Source organism: Pseudomonas sp. S31 (genome assembly GCF_016648105.1).
GTDB lineage: Bacteria > Pseudomonadota > Gammaproteobacteria > Pseudomonadales > Pseudomonadaceae > Aquipseudomonas.
On sequence record NZ_JACVVE010000006.1, the window covers coordinates 187,279 to 204,978 of the forward strand.

Annotated in this window: 15 protein-coding genes; 11 read left to right on the forward strand and 4 right to left on the reverse strand. The window is 64.6% G+C overall.

Annotated features, from left to right (window positions below; translation table 11 throughout):
* The first annotated feature begins 1 nt into the window (after position 1).
* The 4 genes from IAE37_RS07385 to lpxC all read left to right on the forward strand — a co-directional run bounded on the left by IAE37_RS07385 (position 2) and on the right by lpxC (position 4,418).
* Positions 2-871 carry a cell division protein FtsQ/DivIB gene (locus IAE37_RS07385; protein ID WP_201171569.1) on the forward strand — a complete coding sequence of 290 codons (870 nt, stop codon included), beginning with the start codon at positions 2-4 and terminating at the stop codon, positions 869-871.
* A gap of 14 nt (positions 872-885) precedes the next feature.
* A complete protein-coding gene (gene ftsA / locus IAE37_RS07390) occupies positions 886-2,142 on the forward strand; it encodes a cell division protein FtsA (protein ID WP_136913076.1) in 1,257 nt (418 codons plus the stop codon).
* A gap of 55 nt (positions 2,143-2,197) precedes the next feature.
* The gene (ftsZ, locus tag IAE37_RS07395; protein ID WP_201171571.1) at positions 2,198-3,394 is read left to right on the forward strand and encodes a cell division protein FtsZ; all 1,197 of its coding nucleotides are present in this window, start codon (positions 2,198-2,200) and stop codon (positions 3,392-3,394) included.
* 112 nt (positions 3,395-3,506) lie between these two features.
* Positions 3,507-4,418 carry a UDP-3-O-acyl-N-acetylglucosamine deacetylase gene (gene lpxC / locus IAE37_RS07400; RefSeq protein WP_201171573.1) on the forward strand — a complete coding sequence of 304 codons (912 nt, stop codon included), beginning with the start codon at positions 3,507-3,509 and terminating at the stop codon, positions 4,416-4,418.
* 47 nt (positions 4,419-4,465) lie between these two features.
* Here lpxC and IAE37_RS07405 read toward each other — a convergent pair whose 3' ends face one another.
* Positions 4,466-4,918 carry a DUF721 domain-containing protein gene (locus IAE37_RS07405; protein WP_201171575.1) on the reverse strand — a complete coding sequence of 151 codons (453 nt, stop codon included), beginning with the start codon at positions 4,916-4,918 and terminating at the stop codon, positions 4,466-4,468.
* Positions 4,919-5,290: 372 nt separating this feature from the next.
* Between IAE37_RS07405 and secA the strand changes: the two genes are divergently transcribed.
* The 4 genes from secA (at position 5,291) to IAE37_RS07425 (ending at position 11,045) form a co-directional block, all read left to right on the forward strand.
* Entirely contained in the window at positions 5,291-8,026 is a 2,736-nt protein-coding gene (gene secA / locus IAE37_RS07410) for a preprotein translocase subunit SecA (protein WP_201171577.1), read from the forward strand.
* 173 nt (positions 8,027-8,199) lie between these two features.
* Complete coding sequence (gene argJ, locus IAE37_RS07415; protein ID WP_201171579.1) at positions 8,200-9,417, forward strand: bifunctional glutamate N-acetyltransferase/amino-acid acetyltransferase ArgJ; 1,218 nt, start codon at positions 8,200-8,202, stop codon at positions 9,415-9,417.
* Between the two features lie 54 nt (positions 9,418-9,471).
* A complete protein-coding gene (locus IAE37_RS07420) occupies positions 9,472-10,104 on the forward strand; it encodes a glutathione S-transferase family protein (RefSeq protein ID WP_201171581.1) in 633 nt (210 codons plus the stop codon).
* The gene (locus IAE37_RS07425; RefSeq protein WP_201171583.1) at positions 10,101-11,045 is read left to right on the forward strand and encodes a Nudix family hydrolase; all 945 of its coding nucleotides are present in this window, start codon (positions 10,101-10,103) and stop codon (positions 11,043-11,045) included. The genes IAE37_RS07420 and IAE37_RS07425 overlap by 4 nt, the downstream gene beginning before the upstream one ends.
* A 143-nt stretch (positions 11,046-11,188) precedes the next feature.
* On the opposite strand, the gene IAE37_RS07430 is transcribed toward IAE37_RS07425, so the two are convergent.
* From IAE37_RS07430 to IAE37_RS07440, 3 genes are read right to left on the reverse strand one after another with little or no spacing between them, the layout of a single operon-like run.
* Complete coding sequence (locus IAE37_RS07430) at positions 11,189-11,749, reverse strand: cob(I)yrinic acid a,c-diamide adenosyltransferase (protein WP_201171650.1); 561 nt, start codon at positions 11,747-11,749, stop codon at positions 11,189-11,191.
* Between the two features lie 2 nt (positions 11,750-11,751).
* On the reverse strand, positions 11,752-13,782 hold the full coding sequence (locus IAE37_RS07435; protein ID WP_201171590.1) for a sensor histidine kinase: 2,031 nt from the start codon (positions 13,780-13,782) through the stop codon (positions 11,752-11,754).
* A 38-nt stretch (positions 13,783-13,820) separates the two neighbouring features.
* Positions 13,821-14,738, reverse strand: a complete 918-nt coding sequence (locus tag IAE37_RS07440) for a putative 2-dehydropantoate 2-reductase (protein ID WP_201171592.1) — start codon at positions 14,736-14,738, stop codon at positions 13,821-13,823.
* 102 nt (positions 14,739-14,840) lie between these two features.
* Between IAE37_RS07440 and IAE37_RS07445 the strand changes: the two genes are divergently transcribed.
* From IAE37_RS07445 to IAE37_RS07455, 3 genes are all read left to right on the forward strand, one after another.
* Complete coding sequence (locus tag IAE37_RS07445; RefSeq protein WP_054884610.1) at positions 14,841-15,326, forward strand: YajQ family cyclic di-GMP-binding protein; 486 nt, start codon at positions 14,841-14,843, stop codon at positions 15,324-15,326.
* 114 nt (positions 15,327-15,440) lie between these two features.
* Complete coding sequence (locus IAE37_RS07450; RefSeq protein ID WP_201171595.1) at positions 15,441-16,283, forward strand: mechanosensitive ion channel family protein; 843 nt, start codon at positions 15,441-15,443, stop codon at positions 16,281-16,283.
* Between the two features lie 212 nt (positions 16,284-16,495).
* Positions 16,496-17,700 (forward strand): MFS transporter (locus IAE37_RS07455; RefSeq protein ID WP_201171598.1); only part of this gene is annotated, 1,205 nt, incomplete at its 3' end.

The following is a 17,700-nucleotide window of genomic DNA, read 5'->3' on the forward strand; positions in this document are numbered from 1 at the left end:
CATGCAAGGCGCGATGTTACGTCATCAGCAACCTGTCACCGGCCGCAGCAAGCCGGTGCCGCGTGGCGCCAGCCGACTGGTGGCCGATGAGCCGATGTCGTCGCGCCTGCCGCGGCCGAGCCTGGGTGGGCTCAAGCGCCTGCTGTGGCCGGTGTTGCTGGTCGCCGCCGGCTTTGGCGCCTATGAAGGCGCCATTCGCCTGATGCCGTACGCCGACCGTCCGATCACCAAGATCGCCGTGCAGGGCGACCTCAGCTACATCAGCCAGCAGGCCGTGCAGCAGCGGATCGCGCCCTACGTGGCATCGAGCTTCTTCAGCGTCGACCTCACCGCCATGCGCGCCGAGCTCGAGCAGATGCCCTGGATCGCCCATGCCGAAGTGCGCCGGGTGTGGCCGGACGAGGTGGTGATCCGCCTGGAAGAACAGTTGCCCGTCGCGCGCTGGGGCGACGAGGCCTTGCTCAACAACCAGGGCCAGGCCTTCACCCCGCGCGAGCTGGCCAACTACGAGCACCTGCCGCAGCTGTTCGGGCCGCAGCGCGCTCAGCAGCAGGTCATGCAGCAGTATCAGGTACTGAGCCAGATGCTGCGCCCCCTGGGCTTCTCCATCGCTCGCCTGGAGCTGCGCGAGCGAGGCAGCTGGTTCCTGACCACCGGTGCCGGTAGCGCCGGGCCGGGCATCGAGCTGCTGCTGGGGCGCGATCATCTGGTGGAGAAGATGCGCCGTTTCATTGCCATTTACGACAAGACGCTCAAAGAGCAGATCACCAATATCGCCCGCATCGATCTGCGATACGCCAACGGGCTTGCCGTTGGCTGGCGGGAACCGATTGCACCGACGACGGCCCAATCCGCCGTTGCGAAGAATTAGAGAGAGGCAGGACCATGGCAAACGCGCATAGCGGAAAAATGATCGTCGGGCTGGACATCGGCACCTCCAAGGTGGTGGCGCTGGTCGGTGAAGTCGGCGAGGACGGTACCCTGGAGATCGTCGGGATCGGCACCCATCCCTCCCGCGGCCTGAAGAAGGGCGTGGTGGTGAACATCGAGTCGACCGTGCAGTCGATCCAGCGCGCGGTCGAAGAGGCCCAACTGATGGCCGGTTGCCGCATCCACTCGGCGTTCGTCGGCGTGGCCGGCAACCACATCCGCAGCCTGAACTCCCACGGCATCGTCGCCATCCGCGACCGCGAAGTCAGCCTCGCCGACCTCGAGCGCGTGCTGGACGCCGCCCAGGCCGTGGCCATTCCGGCCGACCAGCGCGTGCTGCACACCCTGCCGCAGGACTACGTGATCGACAACCAGGAAGGTGTGCGCGAGCCCCTGGGCATGTCCGGCGTACGCCTGGAGGCCAAGGTCCACGTGGTCACCTGCGCGGTCAACGCGGCGCAGAACATCGAGAAGTGCGTGCGCCGCTGTGGCCTGGAAATCGACGACATCATCCTCGAGCAACTGGCTTCGGCCTATTCGGTGCTGACCGACGACGAGAAGGAGCTGGGCGTGTGCCTGGTGGACATCGGCGGCGGGACCACCGACATCGCCATCTTCACCGAAGGTGCGATCCGCCACACCGCGGTGATCCCGATCGCTGGCGACCAGGTCACCAACGATATCGCCATGGCCCTGCGCACGCCGACCCAGTACGCCGAGGAAATCAAGATCCGCTACGCCTGCGCCCTGGCCAAGCTGGCCGGTGCCGGCGAGACCATCAAGGTGCCGAGCGTGGGCGATCGCCCGCCGCGCGAGCTGTCGCGCCAGGCCCTGGCCGAAGTGGTGGAGCCGCGTTACGACGAGCTCTTCACGCTGATCCAGGCCGAGCTGCGCCGCAGCGGCTACGAGGACCTGGTGCCGGCCGGCATCGTCCTCACTGGCGGCACCGCGAAGATGGAAGGCGCTGTGGAACTGGCCGAGGAAATCTTCCACATGCCGGTACGCCTTGGCGTGCCGCACAGCGTTCGGGGGCTGAGCGACGTGGTGCGCAACCCGATCTATTCCACCGGCGTGGGCTTGCTCACCTACGGCCTGCAAAAGCAGTCCGAGGACCTGCCCCTGACCGGCAACAGCAGCAACAACAGCTATGGCGATGAACCGAAGGCCCCAGTGCTTGAGCGATTCAAGCGTTGGGTCCAGGGCAACTTCTAAGTTTCAAAGCAGTAGTGGTAGGCGCGACAACTAGAGAACTGAAAGGAGAGGGAAAATGTTCGAGCTCGTAGACAACGTCCCGCAAAGTCCGGTCATCAAAGTGATCGGCGTCGGCGGTGGTGGCGGCAATGCCGTCAACCACATGGTCAAAAGCAACATCGAAGGCGTCGAGTTCATCTGCGCCAACACCGATGCCCAGGCGCTGAAGAACATCGGCGCGCGCACCATCCTGCAACTGGGTACCGGCGTGACCAAGGGCCTGGGTGCAGGTGCCAATCCGGAAGTCGGCCGCCAGGCCGCGCTGGAGGACCGTGAGCGCATCGCCGAGGTGCTGCAGGGCACCAACATGGTGTTCATCACCACCGGCATGGGTGGCGGTACCGGTACCGGTGCTGCGCCGATCATCGCCGAAGTGGCCAAGGAAATGGGCATTCTCACCGTTGCCGTGGTGACGCGTCCGTTCCCGTTCGAAGGCCGCAAGCGCATGCAGATCGCCGATGAAGGCATCCGCATGCTGGCTGAGAGCGTCGACTCGCTGATCACCATCCCCAACGAGAAGCTGCTGACCATCCTGGGCAAGGATGCCAGCCTGCTGTCCGCCTTCGCCAAGGCCGACGACGTGCTGGCCGGCGCCGTGCGTGGTATCTCCGATATCATCAAGCGTCCAGGCATGATCAACGTCGACTTCGCCGACGTGCGCACCGTGATGGGCGAAATGGGCATGGCGATGATGGGTACCGGTTGCGCCAGCGGCCCGAACCGTGCTCGCGAAGCCACCGAGGCGGCCATCCGCAACCCGCTGCTCGAAGACGTCAACCTGCAGGGCGCCCGCGGCATCCTGGTGAACATCACCGCAGGTCCGGACCTGTCGCTGGGCGAATACTCCGACGTGGGTAGCATCATCGAAGCCTTCGCCTCCGACCACGCGATGGTCAAGGTCGGCACCGTGATCGATCCGGACTTGCGCGACGAGCTGCATGTGACCGTGGTCGCCACTGGCCTGGGCGCGCGCATCGAGAAGCCGGTGAAGGTGGTCGACAACACCCTGCAGACCGCCCAGCAGGCCTACGAAGCGTCCAACCCGGCGCCGGCTCGCCAGGAGCAGCCTTCGGTCAACTACCGTGACCTGGAGCGTCCGACCGTGATGCGCAACCAGGCCCATGCAGGTGCCGCAGCGGCAGCTAAACTCAACCCTCAGGATGACTTGGACTACCTGGATATCCCGGCTTTCCTGCGTCGTCAGGCTGATTAATGGAATTTATCAGGGGTATAGGGGTGATTGGTATTCAGCAAAGGCCGGGTCTGTTATCATCCCCAGCCTTTGTTGATACCTGTTCGCAATTTGCGCTGAAGCGGCCAATGCCATGATTAGACAACGCACCCTGAAGAATACCATCCGTGCCACAGGTGTCGGTCTGCACTCCGGGGAGAAGGTCTACCTGACCCTCAAGCCTGCACCTGTTGACACCGGCATCGTCTTCCGTCGCGCCGACCTCGACCCTGTGGTCGAAATCCCGGCGCGCGCGGCCAACGTCGGCGAGACAACCATGTCGACGACCCTGGTCAACGGTGACGTCAAAGTCGATACGGTCGAGCACCTGCTCTCCGCCATGGCGGGCCTGGGCATCGATAACGCCTACGTCGAGCTCTCCGCCTCGGAAGTGCCGATCATGGATGGCAGCGCCGGACCCTTCGTATTCCTGATTCAGTCTGCCGGCCTGGAAGAGCAGGACGCAGCCAAGAAGTTCATCCGCATCCTGCGCGAAGTGACTGTGGAGGAGGGCGACAAGAGCGCCACCTTCCTGCCGTTCGACGGGTTCAAGGTGAGCTTCGAGATCGACTTCGATCACCCGGTCCTCAAGGACCAGACCCAGAGTGCGGTCGTCGACTTCTCCAGCACCTCGTTCGTCAAGGAAGTCAGCCGCGCCCGTACTTTCGGCTTCATGCGTGACATCGAGTACCTGCGCAAGCACAACCTTGCGCTGGGTGGCAGTGTCGAGAACGCCATCGTGGTCGACGAAACCGGTGTGCTCAACGAAGACGGCCTTCGTTCCGAAGACGAATTCGTCAAGCACAAGATCCTCGACGCCATTGGCGACCTCTATCTGCTGGGCAACAGCCTGATCGGCGAGTTCAAGGGCTACAAGTCCGGACACGCGCTGAACAACCAGCTGCTGCGCAAGCTGATCGCCGAGAAAGATGCTTGGGAAGTGGTCACTTTCGAAGATGCCAGCACGGCACCGATCTCGTACATGCGCCCTGTTGCGGCCGTGTAAGTTCGAACACTCTCTAGTTCATTGAGGCCACCTTCGGGTGGCCTTTTTTATTTGTCTCGGGCGTGCGCCGCCAGGCGTTCGAGGGCGGCGCGCAGCTTGGGGTCGTTGATGCCCTCTGCGGTGTCGCGCAGGCTTTCGGCGGCGCTGCCGGACAGCTCGGTGGTGTTCGTCCCGCGCTTGGCCGGCACCAGCGGCGGCTGCACCTTGTAGAGGATGCGGTGCAGGTTGCCGAACGCTTCCAGGGCCTGGAGCTGGCGCATCAGGCGTTTTTGCTGGTAGCGCAGGCGGGTAGCCCAGTGGCCATCGGTGACCACCAGCAGCAAGGTGCCATCGCGCCACGAGGCGACATGGCAGTGTTCCCTGGCAGCCGGTTGCAGCTGGCTTTCCAGCAGGCGTTGCAGGTGCTCCAGGCGCTCGGCCTGGTTCAGCAACAGGCGTAGCGGGCGGTTCTGGCGCAGCAGGGCGGCGGGTGGCTGGGCGGGGGAGGGTTTGAAGGCCATGGGTGGCTGCATGAGGTGGCTAGGCGGGTAGTCTAGCATTCCTGTTGGCTGTGCTGGCCTCTTCGCGGGGCAAGCCCTTTCCCACAGGCCCCAACGCGCGGCTGGCACCTGTAGGAGCGGGTTTACCCGCGAAGAGGTCAACACAGACAGGAGTCATTCTCGCTACGTTTCATTTAACCGACGGGTTGAACTCACGCAAAATGCCCCTATCTTAGAAAAGCCCCCGCCCAAGCGCTGTGCCAGCATCGTGGCAATCCACCACTTTCCTCACCATCGTTTCCGGGTAGAATGCTCGTTCGCATGCGGCCTCAGGGCTGCACGGGCGACTCATGGGGCCGCCCTCCATCCCTACGTGTGGAAGATCCTGCCGATATGTTTGCGCCTTTGTTAAAAAAACTTTTTGGAAGCAAGAACGAGCGTGAAGTCAAACGCATGCTCAAGACGGTATCTATCGTCAATGCCTTCGAAGAGAAGATGGTGGCCCTCTCCGACGAGCAACTGCGGGGCAAGACCGCAGAGTTCAAGGAGCGCCTGGCCAAAGGCGAGACACTGGACCAATTGCTGCCCGAAGCCTTCGCCGTGGCCCGCGAGGCCGGCAAGCGCGTCATGGGTATGCGCCACTTCGACGTGCAGCTGATCGGCGGCATGACCCTGCACGAGGGCATGATCGCAGAAATGCGTACCGGTGAAGGCAAGACCTTGGTCGGTACCCTGGCCGTCTACCTCAACGCACTGTCCGGCAAAGGCGTGCACGTGGTCACGGTCAACGACTACCTGGCCCGTCGTGACGCCAACTGGATGCGTCCGCTGTACGAATTCCTCGGCCTGACCGTGGGTATCGTCTCGGCCTTCCAGCCGCCGGAAGAAAAACGCGCTGCCTACGCGTCCGATATCACCTACGGCACCAACAACGAATTCGGCTTCGACTACCTGCGCGACAACATGGCGTTCAGCCAGGAAGAGAAGTTCCAGCGCGAACTCAACTTCGCGGTGATCGACGAAGTCGACTCGATCCTCATCGACGAAGCCCGTACCCCGCTGATCATCTCCGGCCAGGCCGAGGACAGCTCCAAGCTGTACATCGAGATCAACCGCCTGATCCCGCGCCTGACCCAGCACATCGAGGAAGTGGAAGGCCAGGTCACCCAGGAAGGCCACTTCACCATCGACGAGAAGAGCCGCCAGGTCGAGCTCAACGAAGCCGGTCACCAGTACATCGAGGACATGCTCACCCAGGCCGGCCTGCTGGCCGAGGGCGAGAGCCTGTACTCGGCGCACAACCTGGGCCTGCTGACCCACGTCTACGCCGGCCTGCGCGCGCACAAGCTGTTCCATCGCAACGTCGAGTACATCGTCCAGGACGGCCAGGTCCTGCTGATCGACGAGCACACCGGCCGTACCATGCCCGGCCGTCGCCTGTCCGAGGGCCTGCATCAGGCGATCGAGGCGAAAGAGAACCTGAATATCCAGGCCGAAAGCCAGACCCTGGCTTCGACCACCTTCCAGAACTACTTCCGTCTCTACACCAAGCTGTCCGGCATGACCGGTACCGCCGACACCGAGGCGTTCGAGTTCCAGTCGATCTACTCCCTGAACGTGATGGTCATTCCGCCGAACAAGCCGCTCGCGCGTAAGGACTTCAACGACCTGGTGTACCTGACCGCCGACGAGAAATACGCCGCGATCATCGCCGACATCAAGGAAAGCATGACCCAGGGCCGTCCGATCCTGGTGGGCACCGCGACCATCGAGACCTCCGAGCACATGTCGAACCTCCTGAAGAAGGAAGGCATCGACCACAAGGTCCTGAACGCCAAGTACCACGAGAAGGAAGCCGAGATCATCGCCCAGGCCGGTGCCCCAGGGGCGCTGACCATCGCCACCAACATGGCTGGCCGTGGTACCGACATCCTCCTGGGCGGTAACTGGGAAGCCGAAGTGGCGGCCCTGGAAGACCCGAGCGCCGAGCAGATCGCCCAGATCAAGGCCGATTGGCAGAAGCGTCACCAGCAGGTGATCGAGGCCGGTGGCCTGCACGTGATCGCCTCCGAGCGCCACGAATCGCGCCGTATCGACAACCAGCTGCGTGGCCGTTCCGGCCGTCAGGGCGACCCGGGTTCCAGCCGCTTCTACCTGTCGCTGGAAGACAGCCTGATGCGCATCTTCGCCTCCGACCGGGTGAAGAACTTCATGAAGGCCTTGGGCATGCAGTCCGGCGAGGCCATCGAGCACCGCATGGTCACCAACGCCATCGAGAAAGCGCAGCGCAAGGTCGAAGGCCGCAACTTCGACATCCGCAAGCAATTGCTCGAATACGATGACGTGGCCAACGAGCAGCGCAAGGTGATCTACCACATGCGCAACAGCCTGCTGGCGGCAGAGAATATCGGCGACACCATTGCCGAATTCCGCCAGGAAGTGCTCGATGCCACCATCAGCCAGCACATTCCGCCGCAGTCGCTGCCCGAGCAGTGGGACGTGGCCGGTCTCGAGGCTTCGCTGGCCAGCGACTTCGCCATGAAACTGCCGATCCAGCAGTGGCTCGACGAGGACGATCACCTCTACGAGGAGACCCTGCGCGAGAAACTGCTCAACGAAATCACCAGCGCCTATACCGAGAAGGAAGACCAGGCCGGCATCGAAGCCCTGCGGACCTTCGAGAAGCAGATCCTGCTGCGCGTGCTGGACGACCTGTGGAAAGACCACCTGTCGACCATGGACCACCTGCGCCACGGCATACACCTGCGCGGCTACGCCCAGAAGAACCCGAAGCAGGAGTACAAGCGCGAGTCGTTCGCCCTGTTCCAGGAGCTGCTCGAGTCGATCAAGCGCGATACCATCCGCGTGCTGTCGCACGTTCAGGTACGCCGCGAAGACCCGGCCGAGGAAGAAGCGCGCTTGCGCCGCGAGGCCGAGGAGCTGGCCAGCCGCATGCAGTTCCAGCATGCCGCAGCGCCGGGCCTGGAGAGCGAGCTGCAAGCCGAGGAAGGTGCCGAAGTGGCCGTGGCCACCGCGCCGGTGCGCAACGACCAGAAGCTGGGTCGCAACGAGCCGTGCTGGTGTGGTTCGGGCAAGAAATTCAAGCATTGCCATGGTCAGATTGAATGATCTGACCCACTCGCAGTAACGTGACAAACCGGGGGCCGCTTTGCGGCCCTTTCGCGGCACAAGGCCGCTCCTACAGGTATCGCGCTAGCCCTGTAGGAGCGGCCTTGTGCCGCGATGGGGCGCGAAGCGGCCCCATTTCCCTGATATCAACCGTATTTTCGAGGAGCGCTCTAATGGCTGTCGGTCTTGGTCCTTTGCCCACCCTGCACCCGGTTCCGGGTTTTGAACTCGGCATCGCTTCTGCCGGTATCAAGCGCCCCGGGCGCAAGGATGTGGTGGTCATGCGTTGTGCCGAGGGCTCCAGCGTCGCTGGCGTGTTCACCCTCAATGCCTTCTGCGCGGCACCGGTGATCCTTTCCAAGCAGCGTGTGCAGGGCACCGTGCGTTACCTGCTGACCAATACTGGCAACGCCAACGCCGGCACCGGCGCGGCGGGCATGGCTGCCGCCGAGCGCACCTGCGCCAAGCTGGCCGAGCTGGCGGGCGTACCGGCCGAGTCGGTGCTGCCGTTCTCCACCGGGGTGATCGGCGAGCCGCTGCCGGTCGAGAAGATCGAGGGCGCGCTGCAGGCTGCGCTGGACAACCTGTCGGAAAACCACTGGGCCGAGGCCGCCACCGGCATCATGACCACCGACACCCTGCCCAAGGGCGCCAGCCGCCAGTTTCAGCACGATGGCGTGACCGTCACCGTGACCGGTATCAGCAAGGGCGCCGGCATGATCCGTCCGAACATGGCGACCATGCTCGGCTACATCGCCACCGACGCCAAGGTCGCGCCGCAGGTGCTCAAGGACCTGATGCTCGACGGTGCCAACAAGTCGTTCAACCGCATCACCATCGATGGCGACACCTCGACCAACGACTGCTGCATGTTGATCGCCACCGGCAAGGCCAACCTGCCTGAAGTCACCGAAGCCAGCGGCGCGCTGTTCGAGGCGCTGAAGAAGGCGGTGTTCGAGGTGTGCATGGAAGTGGCCCAGGCCATCGTTCGCGATGGCGAAGGCGCCACCAAGTTCGTCACCGTGCAGGTCAACGGCGGCGGCAACCACCAGGAGTGCCTGGACGTCGGCTATGCCGTTGCCCACTCGCCGCTGATCAAGACCGCGCTGTTCGCGTCGGACCCGAACTGGGGCCGTATTCTCGCCGCCGTTGGCCGTGCCGGTGTGCCGGAGCTGGATGTCAGCCTGATCGACGTCTACCTCGACAGCGTCTGCATCGCCAGCAAGGGCGGACGCAGCCCGAGCTACACCGAGGAGCAGGGTTCCAAGGTGATGGCCCAGGAAGAAATCACCATCCGCATCGAGCTGGGCCGTGGCCAGTGCAGCGAAACCATCTGGACCACCGACCTGTCGCACGAGTACGTGAAGATCAACGCCGAATACCGTACCTGATGTGACCGGGGCCGCTTTGCGGCCCCAACATTCCCAGACACATGGAGCCGAACCATGAGTTACCACCTGATCATCGGCGACAAGCTGTATTCCTCCTGGTCGCTGCGCGGCGCCCTGGCCCTCGAGCTGGCCGGTGTGCCGTATGAAGAAACGCTGATCAAACTCAACCAGCCTGACACCCGCCAACGCCTCCTCGCATTTTCCGCCACCGGCAAGGTGCCGCTGCTCAAGACCGAGCACGGCGTGATCGCCGATTCCCTGGCTATCGCCGAGTACCTCAACGAGCAGCATCCAGACGCCCAGCTATGGCCGACCGACGTGGCGGCCCGGGCCCAGGCGCGCTCGGCCTGCGCGCAGATGCACAGCGGCTTTTTCGCCCTGCGCAGTGCCATGCCGTTCGACCTGTCGCGCGACCAGGCGCTGGAACAACTGCCGCTGGATGTGCAGGTCGACATCGACCGCATCGTCGCGCTGTGGTCCGAATGCCGCCTGGTGGCCAAGGACGGTGGGCCGTTCCTGTTCGGCAGGCCGACCCTGGCCGATGCCTTCTTCGCCCCGGTGGCCGTGCGCCTGCGTACCTACCGCGTGGAGGTGCCGGCCGAGGCCGCCACCTACATCGAGACGATCTACCAGTGGCCGGCCTTCCAGGCCTGGCAGAAAGCTGGCCTGGCGGAGCGCGAAGGGTGAAGCGGATTCATGTAGTGGCCGCGGTGATTCGCGGTGCCGATGGGCACATCCTGATCGCCCGACGTGCCGATACCCAGCACCAGGGTGGCTTGTGGGAGTTCCCAGGCGGCAAGGTGGAAACGGGCGAGAGCGTCGAAGTGGCGCTGGCCCGGGAGCTGCGTGAGGAGCTGGGGATCGAGGTGAGCCGTTCACGGCCGCTGATCAAGGTCAGCCACGACTACCCGGACAAGCAGGTGCTGCTGGATGTGCGCGAAGTCGAAGCGTTCAGCGGCGAGCCGCACGGGGCCGAGGGCCAGCCGTTGGCCTGGGTGGCGCCGCGTGACCTGGGGCAGTACGCGTTTCCCGAGGCCAACAAGCCGATCGTTGCGGCCGCTCGCCTGCCGGACCAATACCTGATCACCCCCGATGGCCTGGAAACGCCCGCGTTGCTCAAGGGCATCCAGAAGGCCGTGGCCGCGGGCATTCGCCTGATCCAGCTGCGGGCGCCGGACGGTTACGACCCCAAGTACCGGGACATCGCGGTGGATGCGGTGGGGCTGTGCGCGGGCAAGGCGCAGTTGATGCTCAAGGGGCCGCTGGAATGGCTCGGCGACTTCCCTTCGGCCGGCTGGCACCTGACCGCCGCGCAGTTGCGCAAGTATGCCGCCAAAGGCCGGCCATTCCCGACTGCACGCTGGCTGGCGGCGTCCTGCCACAGTGCCGAGGAGCTGGCACTGGCTGAGCAGATGGGCGTCGATTTCGTCACCCTGTCGCCGGTACAGCCGACCCAGACTCACCCCGAGGCGCTTCCGTTGGGCTGGGAAGAGGCGCAGCGGCTGATCGCCGGTTTCAACCAGCCGGTCTATCTGCTGGGTGGGGTGGGGCCAGGTGAGCGGGAGAAGGCCTGGGAGGCCGGTGCCCAGGGTGTTGCCGGGATTCGGGCGTTCTGGCCTGAGGGCTGAGTCGTGCATGCAAGGGGCCGCTGTGCGGCCCATTCGCGGGGCAAGCCCGCTCCCACAGGGATTGCGCATGGCTCGGGGCTTGTGCTGTCCCTGTGGGAGCGGGCTTGCCCCGCGAATGGGCTGCAAAGCAGCCCCCTACGATCTCAAGGCTTGGCCGCAGCCTCCCACAGTACCTCGGCCACTCCCTGGCGCCGCCCGATGATCCGCGCCGCCACGAACAGCAGATCCGATAGCCGGTTGATATACGCCAACCCAACCCCCTGCAAGGGCTCCAGCGCATTCAGTTGCTGGCAGCGCCGCTCGGCACTGCGGGCCAGGCTGCGGCACACATGGGCCTGAGCGACCAGCGCCGAACCACTGGGCAGGATGAAGTTCTTCAGCGGCCCCAATTCCTCGTTCCAGACATCGATCGCGGTCTCCAGCCGTTGCACTTCGCTCTGGTTCAGTGCCTGGTAACTGGGCATCGCCAACTCGCCGCCGAGGTCGAACAAGCGATGCTGGCAGGGTGCCAATACCTCACTGACTTCCTCCATCCCCAGCTCGGTCAGGCCGGCCAGCAGCAGCCCGAGCTGGCTGTTGAGGCTGTCGACCTCGCCGATCGCCTCGATCCGCGGATGGTCCTTGGGCACCCGCCGACCATCGCCCAGGCCTGTCTCGCCCTGGTCGCCGGTGCGGGTGTAGATCTTCGACAGGCGATAGCCCATGGTCATGCCTCCGTCTTGCCGGGCATTGCAGGCGCCGGCTGGCCAAGTGGCAGGCGCAGGGTGAAGCAGGTGCCCTGGCCGGGCGTGGACTGTACCTCCATCTGCCCCTTGTGGTTGTTGGTGATGATGAAATACGAAACCGACAAGCCGAGCCCGGTACCCTGGCCGATTTCCTTGGTGGTGAAGAACGGCTCGAAGGTGCGCTTGCGCACCGCTTCGGGCATGCCGACGCCGTTGTCCTCGACCTGGATTTCCGCCCAGGGCGGGTTGAGCCGGGTGCGCAGGGTGATGCGCCCGGGCTCGCTGGGCTGGGGGCGCAGGTGGATGGCTTGAGCGGCGTTCTTCAACAGGTTGAGCAGCACTTGTTCCAGCTCGTTGGAGGTGCATGGAACGGGCCCCAGGTTGGGGTCGAACTGACGGACGATGGCCTGGCCCTTGAAGTCGAAGCCGATGGTCAGGTCGAAGTCGTTGCTGGCGATTTCCACGGCCTGGTCGATCAGCCCGGGCAGGTCGCAGGGGGCCAGCTGGCGGTTGCTGCGGCGGCTGAAGCTGAGCATGTGGGTGACGATCTTGGCCGCCCGCGCGCCGGCCTGCTGGATACCGTCGAGCAATTGCGGTACTTCCCGGCTGTCGAGGTAGCGATTGACGCCGGACAGGTCGATGCCCAGTTCCTCGGCCTGCTCCTGGTTGCGTGGCAGGTCCGGTGACAGGCGCCGGCGGATGTTCTGCACATTGTGCAGGATCGCCCCCAGCGGGTTGTTGATCTCGTGGGCCATGCCGGCGGCCAGGCCGCCCACCGAAAGCATCTTCTCCGATTGCACCATCATTTCTTCCAGCGACAGGCGCTGGGTGATGTCGTCGATGCGGATCACCACGCCGCGGCCGCCACCGCCCATCAGTGGGTAGAAGGTCAGGGCGTAGTGGCGCAAGTCGTCGTCCTTGGGCCAGGTGACCCGCTCGATCTTCGCCACCCGGTGCTTTTCCACGCTCTCCTTGAGTTGCGGCAGAAACGGCCGCAGCGGCTCGAAAGCGATGAAGATCGGCTGGTTCAACGCCTCGTCCAGCGGCGTGCCGGAAAGTACCGTGGCCTCGTGGTTCCACTGGGTGACGTAGAGCTGTTCGTCGAGGGCGATCAGCGCCGAGGGCATGGAGTCGATGATGCTGTTGAGGTAGTTCTGGAAACCCGTGAGCTTTTTCTCGATCTTGCTGCGGACCTGGACTTCCAGCTCCAGCTTGCGGTTGGTGTGGCGGGTCTCTTCGGCCAGGCCCTGGGCCTGGTCGTAGGCGCTCTGGAACTCGTCGCGGGTACGCTTGAGCTGCTGCTCGCGCGCCTCGATGCGCGACAGCATGGTGTTGAACGCCTCGGCCAGGCTGCCGATTTCGTCGTCATTGCCGCGCTTGGCGCGCAGGGCATAGCTCTCTTCGCGGGTGACCTGGCGGCTGAGTTCTTCGAGCTGGTTGATCGGTTGGGTGATCAGGCGCTTGATCTGCCGGGCGATGACCAGCCACAGCAGGATACTGAACACCAGGATCGCCAGGCTGGCGCTGAGCGTGCCGGTGTAGAACGCGGTCGGCAGTTCACTGCTGGCCACCAGCAACAGGTGAGCCGGCGGGCGGGCATCACGCGGCAGGCGCACCAGCTGGGTGCTGCGAAACTCCATCAGCCGCCAGCCATCGATGTTGCGGTAGCGCTTGGGCAGGGTCAGTGGCTCGCCATGCTGCAATTGCGCCAGCATGCGGCCATCGCCGCCGTAGATGGCGGCGGCGCGCAACGGGGTGTAGCTGTCCAGCTCGCGCAGCAGCGCCGTGGCCGACTCGCTGTCGTCGCCGGCGCGGGCTGACAACTGCGGGTTGGAAACCAGGCGGCCGATGGTCTGCAGGGCCTGGGGCGCCATGCTCTCCTGGGTGATCCAGTACGCGGCGCTGATGAAGGTCAGGTTGGCCACCAGCAGGATGGTCACCAGCAGCACCAGCAACGCTGCCAGCAGCTTCTGCCCGACCGGGAGGTTGTCCAGGCGTTTGCGCAGGGTCATGGGCAAGCAATGTCCGTATCCGATTGAAGGTGCCAGCGTCAGGCGCTGGGCAAGCCACGGGCCCGCAGGTTATCGACCAGGCGCTGGTGCAGGTGTTCCAGCCGCGCCAGGCTCATGCCGTGGCGGGCGGCGGTGCGGCAGGCGTGGCCGAGCAGGTAGTGCACCTCGGTACGCCGGCCCGCGCGCACGTCCTGGTACATCGAAGAGTAGTTGGCGGCGGTGGCGAGGATCACCCGCTGCACTTGCTCGTCGAGATCCTGCGCCGCTTCCGGCTGGCCGCAACGGTGCAGCAGCTGGGCCAGTTCCTCGCACAGCGCGCTGACTTCGCTCAGGTGCTCCAGCAAGCCACCGTTGTGGCATTCGTGCAATACGGTCAGCGGGTTGATCGCGCAGTTGAGCGCCAGCTTGCGCCACAGGCGGGTGAGGATGTCCACTGTCCACTGGCTCGGGATGCCGGCGTCCTGCAGGTCGTCGAACCACTCTGGCAGCGCTGGGTTGGCCGGGTCGCCCAGCCAGTTGAAGCCATGCCCGGCAAAGCGCACGCGCCAGTCGTCCTCGCGAAACGCGCCTTCGGTGCTGGAGGCGAAGATGCGGCGGGCGTGGGGCACTTGGTCGGCGACTTCGTCCTGGCTGCCCAGGCCGTTCTGCAGCAGTATCAGCTCGGCGTCCTCGGCCAACCGGGGGGCCAGGCGGGCGAGGGCGGGCGCGGCGTCGTAGGCTTTGCAGGCCACCAACAGGCGGTGGATCGGCCCTGCTGCCCCTGCGGTTTCGGCGGGGATCGCGTACTGCCGGGCCTGGTCGTGCTCGACCAGGGTCAGGCCGCCGGCCTGCTGGTAGGCGCGCAGGCGGCGATCGTCGCGCAGGATCAGCCGAACCGCCTTGCCCGCGTGGGCCAGGCGGCAGGCCCAGAGGCTGCCGAGGCTACCGGCGCCGAGAATATGCCAGGTGCTGCTCATCTGCGTTTCGCAACCCGTTATAATGAGCTCGCATTTTAACCCCCTAACCCTGACGCGCTCCATCTTCAGACCGAGCGCGCGCTCATTTTATGGAGGATAGCCATGCCGTCGTTCGACGTGGTATCGGAACTGGACAAGCACGAAGTACAAAACGCGGTCGACAACGCCATCAAGGACCTCGACCGCCGTTACGACCTCAAGGGCAAGGGCAGCTTCGAGTTCAAGGACAAGGAACAGACCGTGGTGCTGACCGCCGAGGAGGAGTTCCAGCTCGAGGCGATGCTGGAAATCCTGCGCCTGGCCCTGGTCAAGCGCAAGATCGACGTCAAGTGCCTGGAAACCAAGGACCCGTACGCCTCCGGCAAGGAAAAGAAGCAGGAAGCCAAGTTCCGCGAAGGCATCGACAAGGACCTGGCGAAGAAGATCGTCGCCACCATCAAGGACGGCAAGCTGAAGGTCCAGGCCGCCATCCAGGGCGAGCAGGTGCGCGTCACCGGCAAGAAGCGCGACGACCTGCAGGAAGCCATCGCCCTGCTGCGTACCAAGGAATTCGACATGCCGCTGCAGTTCAACAACTTCCGCGACTGAGGCGGATGTCGTTCGGAACCGGCTGGCGCTGCGACTGTCCACCGGTTCCAAGGCCGTGGCTCGTCCAGTGGCCGGTTCTAGCTTGCAGTTGCCGTTCGGCATCAGGAGATGAATATGGATTTGAACGCTGAAGTCGATCAGCTGGTTCGCCAATCGCAGACCTGGGTTCCCTTGATCATGGAATACGGCAGCCGTGTGCTGCTGGCCCTGCTGACCCTGGCCATCGGTTGGTGGATCACCAACATGATCAGCGACCGCCTGGCCCGTCTGGTCGGGCTGAAGGTGCATGATCCGGCGTTGCAAAGTTTCATTCGCACGCTGACCAACATCGTGCTGAAGATCATGCTGGCGATCAGCGTGGCCTCGATGATCGGCATCGAAACCACCTCGTTCGTGGCGGCCATCGGTGGTGCCACCCTGGCCATCGGCCTGGCCCTGCAAGGCAGCCTGGCTAACTTCGCCGGCGGCGTGTTGATCCTGCTGTTCCGCCCGTTCCGCATCGGTGACTGGATCGAGGCGCAGGGTGTCAGCGGCACCGTCGACAGCATCCAGATCTTCCACACCGTGCTGCGCACCGGTGACAACAAGACGGTCATCGTGCCCAACGGTACCCTGTCCAACGGCATCATCACCAATACCAACCGCCAGCCGACCCGCCAGGTGGTGTTCAACGTTGGCGTCGACTACGAAGCCGATCTGCAGAAGGCCCGTGAGGTGCTGCTTGAGCTGGCCAAGGACCCACGCGTGCTGCCGGAGCCAGCGCCAGCGGCGGTGATCTCGGAGTTGGGCGACAGCTCGATCACGGTATCGCTGCGCGTCTGGGTGAAGACGGCGGACTACTGGGGGCTGATGTTCATGCTCAACGAGCAGGCGCGTGACCGCCTGAAGGCCGAAGGGATCGACATCCCGTTCCCGCAGCGGGTGATTCGCGTGGTGCAGGAGACTGCCGCGCAGTAATTCCAGCCGAAGGCCGGGGCCGCTTTGCGGCCCTTCGCGGGCAAGCCCGCTCCCACAGGGTCCAGCGTTGGGCTTGTGTAGGAGCGGTCTTGCCCCGCGAAGGGGCGCGCAGCGGCCCCGGTTTTTTCTGCCTCCTTACACTTGTTCACAGCAAACCTCCGCCATTTCTGGCATATACCCTGACCCCTCCTGCCTCCACCCGATACCCCACCATGAAGCCACTGCTGTACATCACCCCCCTCCGAGCCCTGCTGTTCGGCTTGACCCTGGCCCTGTTCGAACTGCTGACCTACCTGGCCAGCGACGCCGTGATGCCGGCCATGCCGGTAGTGGTCGAACACCTCGACGCCAGCCCGCAATACATCCCCCATGCCCTGAACCTGTACCTGCTGGGCGGCGTGGTGTTGCAGTGGCTGATCGGCCCACTGGCCGACCGCTATGGCCGCCGCCCCCTGCTGCTGGTGGGCTGCGCGGCCTTTGCGCTGGCCTGCGTGGCTACTTACTGGGTCCAGGACATCGGCCTGTTCAACCTGCTACGGCTGCTGCAGGGCATCGGCCTTGGCTTCGTGGTGACGGTGAGCTATCCGGCATTGAACGAGGCATTCAGCGAAGCCGATGCCGTGCGCATGATGGCGTTGCTGGCCAATATCGCGTTGCTCTCGCCGCTGCTCGGACCGTTGGTGGGCACCTTGATGCTGCAATGGCTGGATTGGCGCTGGCTATTCGTCGCCTTCGCGGTCGGCGCGGTGCTGACGTGGCTGCTGCTGTACCGGTTGATGCCGGAAACCCTCGGGGTGGAGCGCCGCGATGGCTCGCGCCTGGCGTTCACGCCAATCCACCTGCTGCCGCTGCTCGCCGGCTACGGGCAGTTGCTGGCAAACCGACGCTTCGTCGCCGGCAGCGCTGCGCTGGGCCTGGTTGGCCTGCCGCTGATCGGCTGGATCGGCCTGTCGCCGGTGCTGCTGATCCATGACGAAGGCCTGAGCACGCTGGAGTACGCCCTGTGGCAGTTGCCGGTGTTCGGCGGGTTGATCATCGGTAACTTGATCATCAACCGCATCGCCGATCGCTACCCGTTGCCGGCGCTGGTGCGCGGGGCTCTGTGGCCGTATCTGGCGGGGTTGTGCCTGATGGTGCTGGCGACCTGGTGCTGGCCGACGGTGACCAGCGTGGTCGCCGGTATGTCGCTGTATGCCCTGGGCCTGGGGGTGGCCAATGCGGTGCTGTATCGCATGACGCTGTTCGCCAGCGAGCAGAGCAAGGGGCTGGTCTCGGCCATGCTGGGGATGATCACCATTGCCTTGCTGGGGCTGGGTGGGGCGTTGCTGGCGATGATCGGGGCAGGCGACAGCCTGGTGCATTTCGCCCTGGCGGCGGGGGTGGCCGGGGCGCTGGCGCTGTGGCCGCTGTGGTGGGT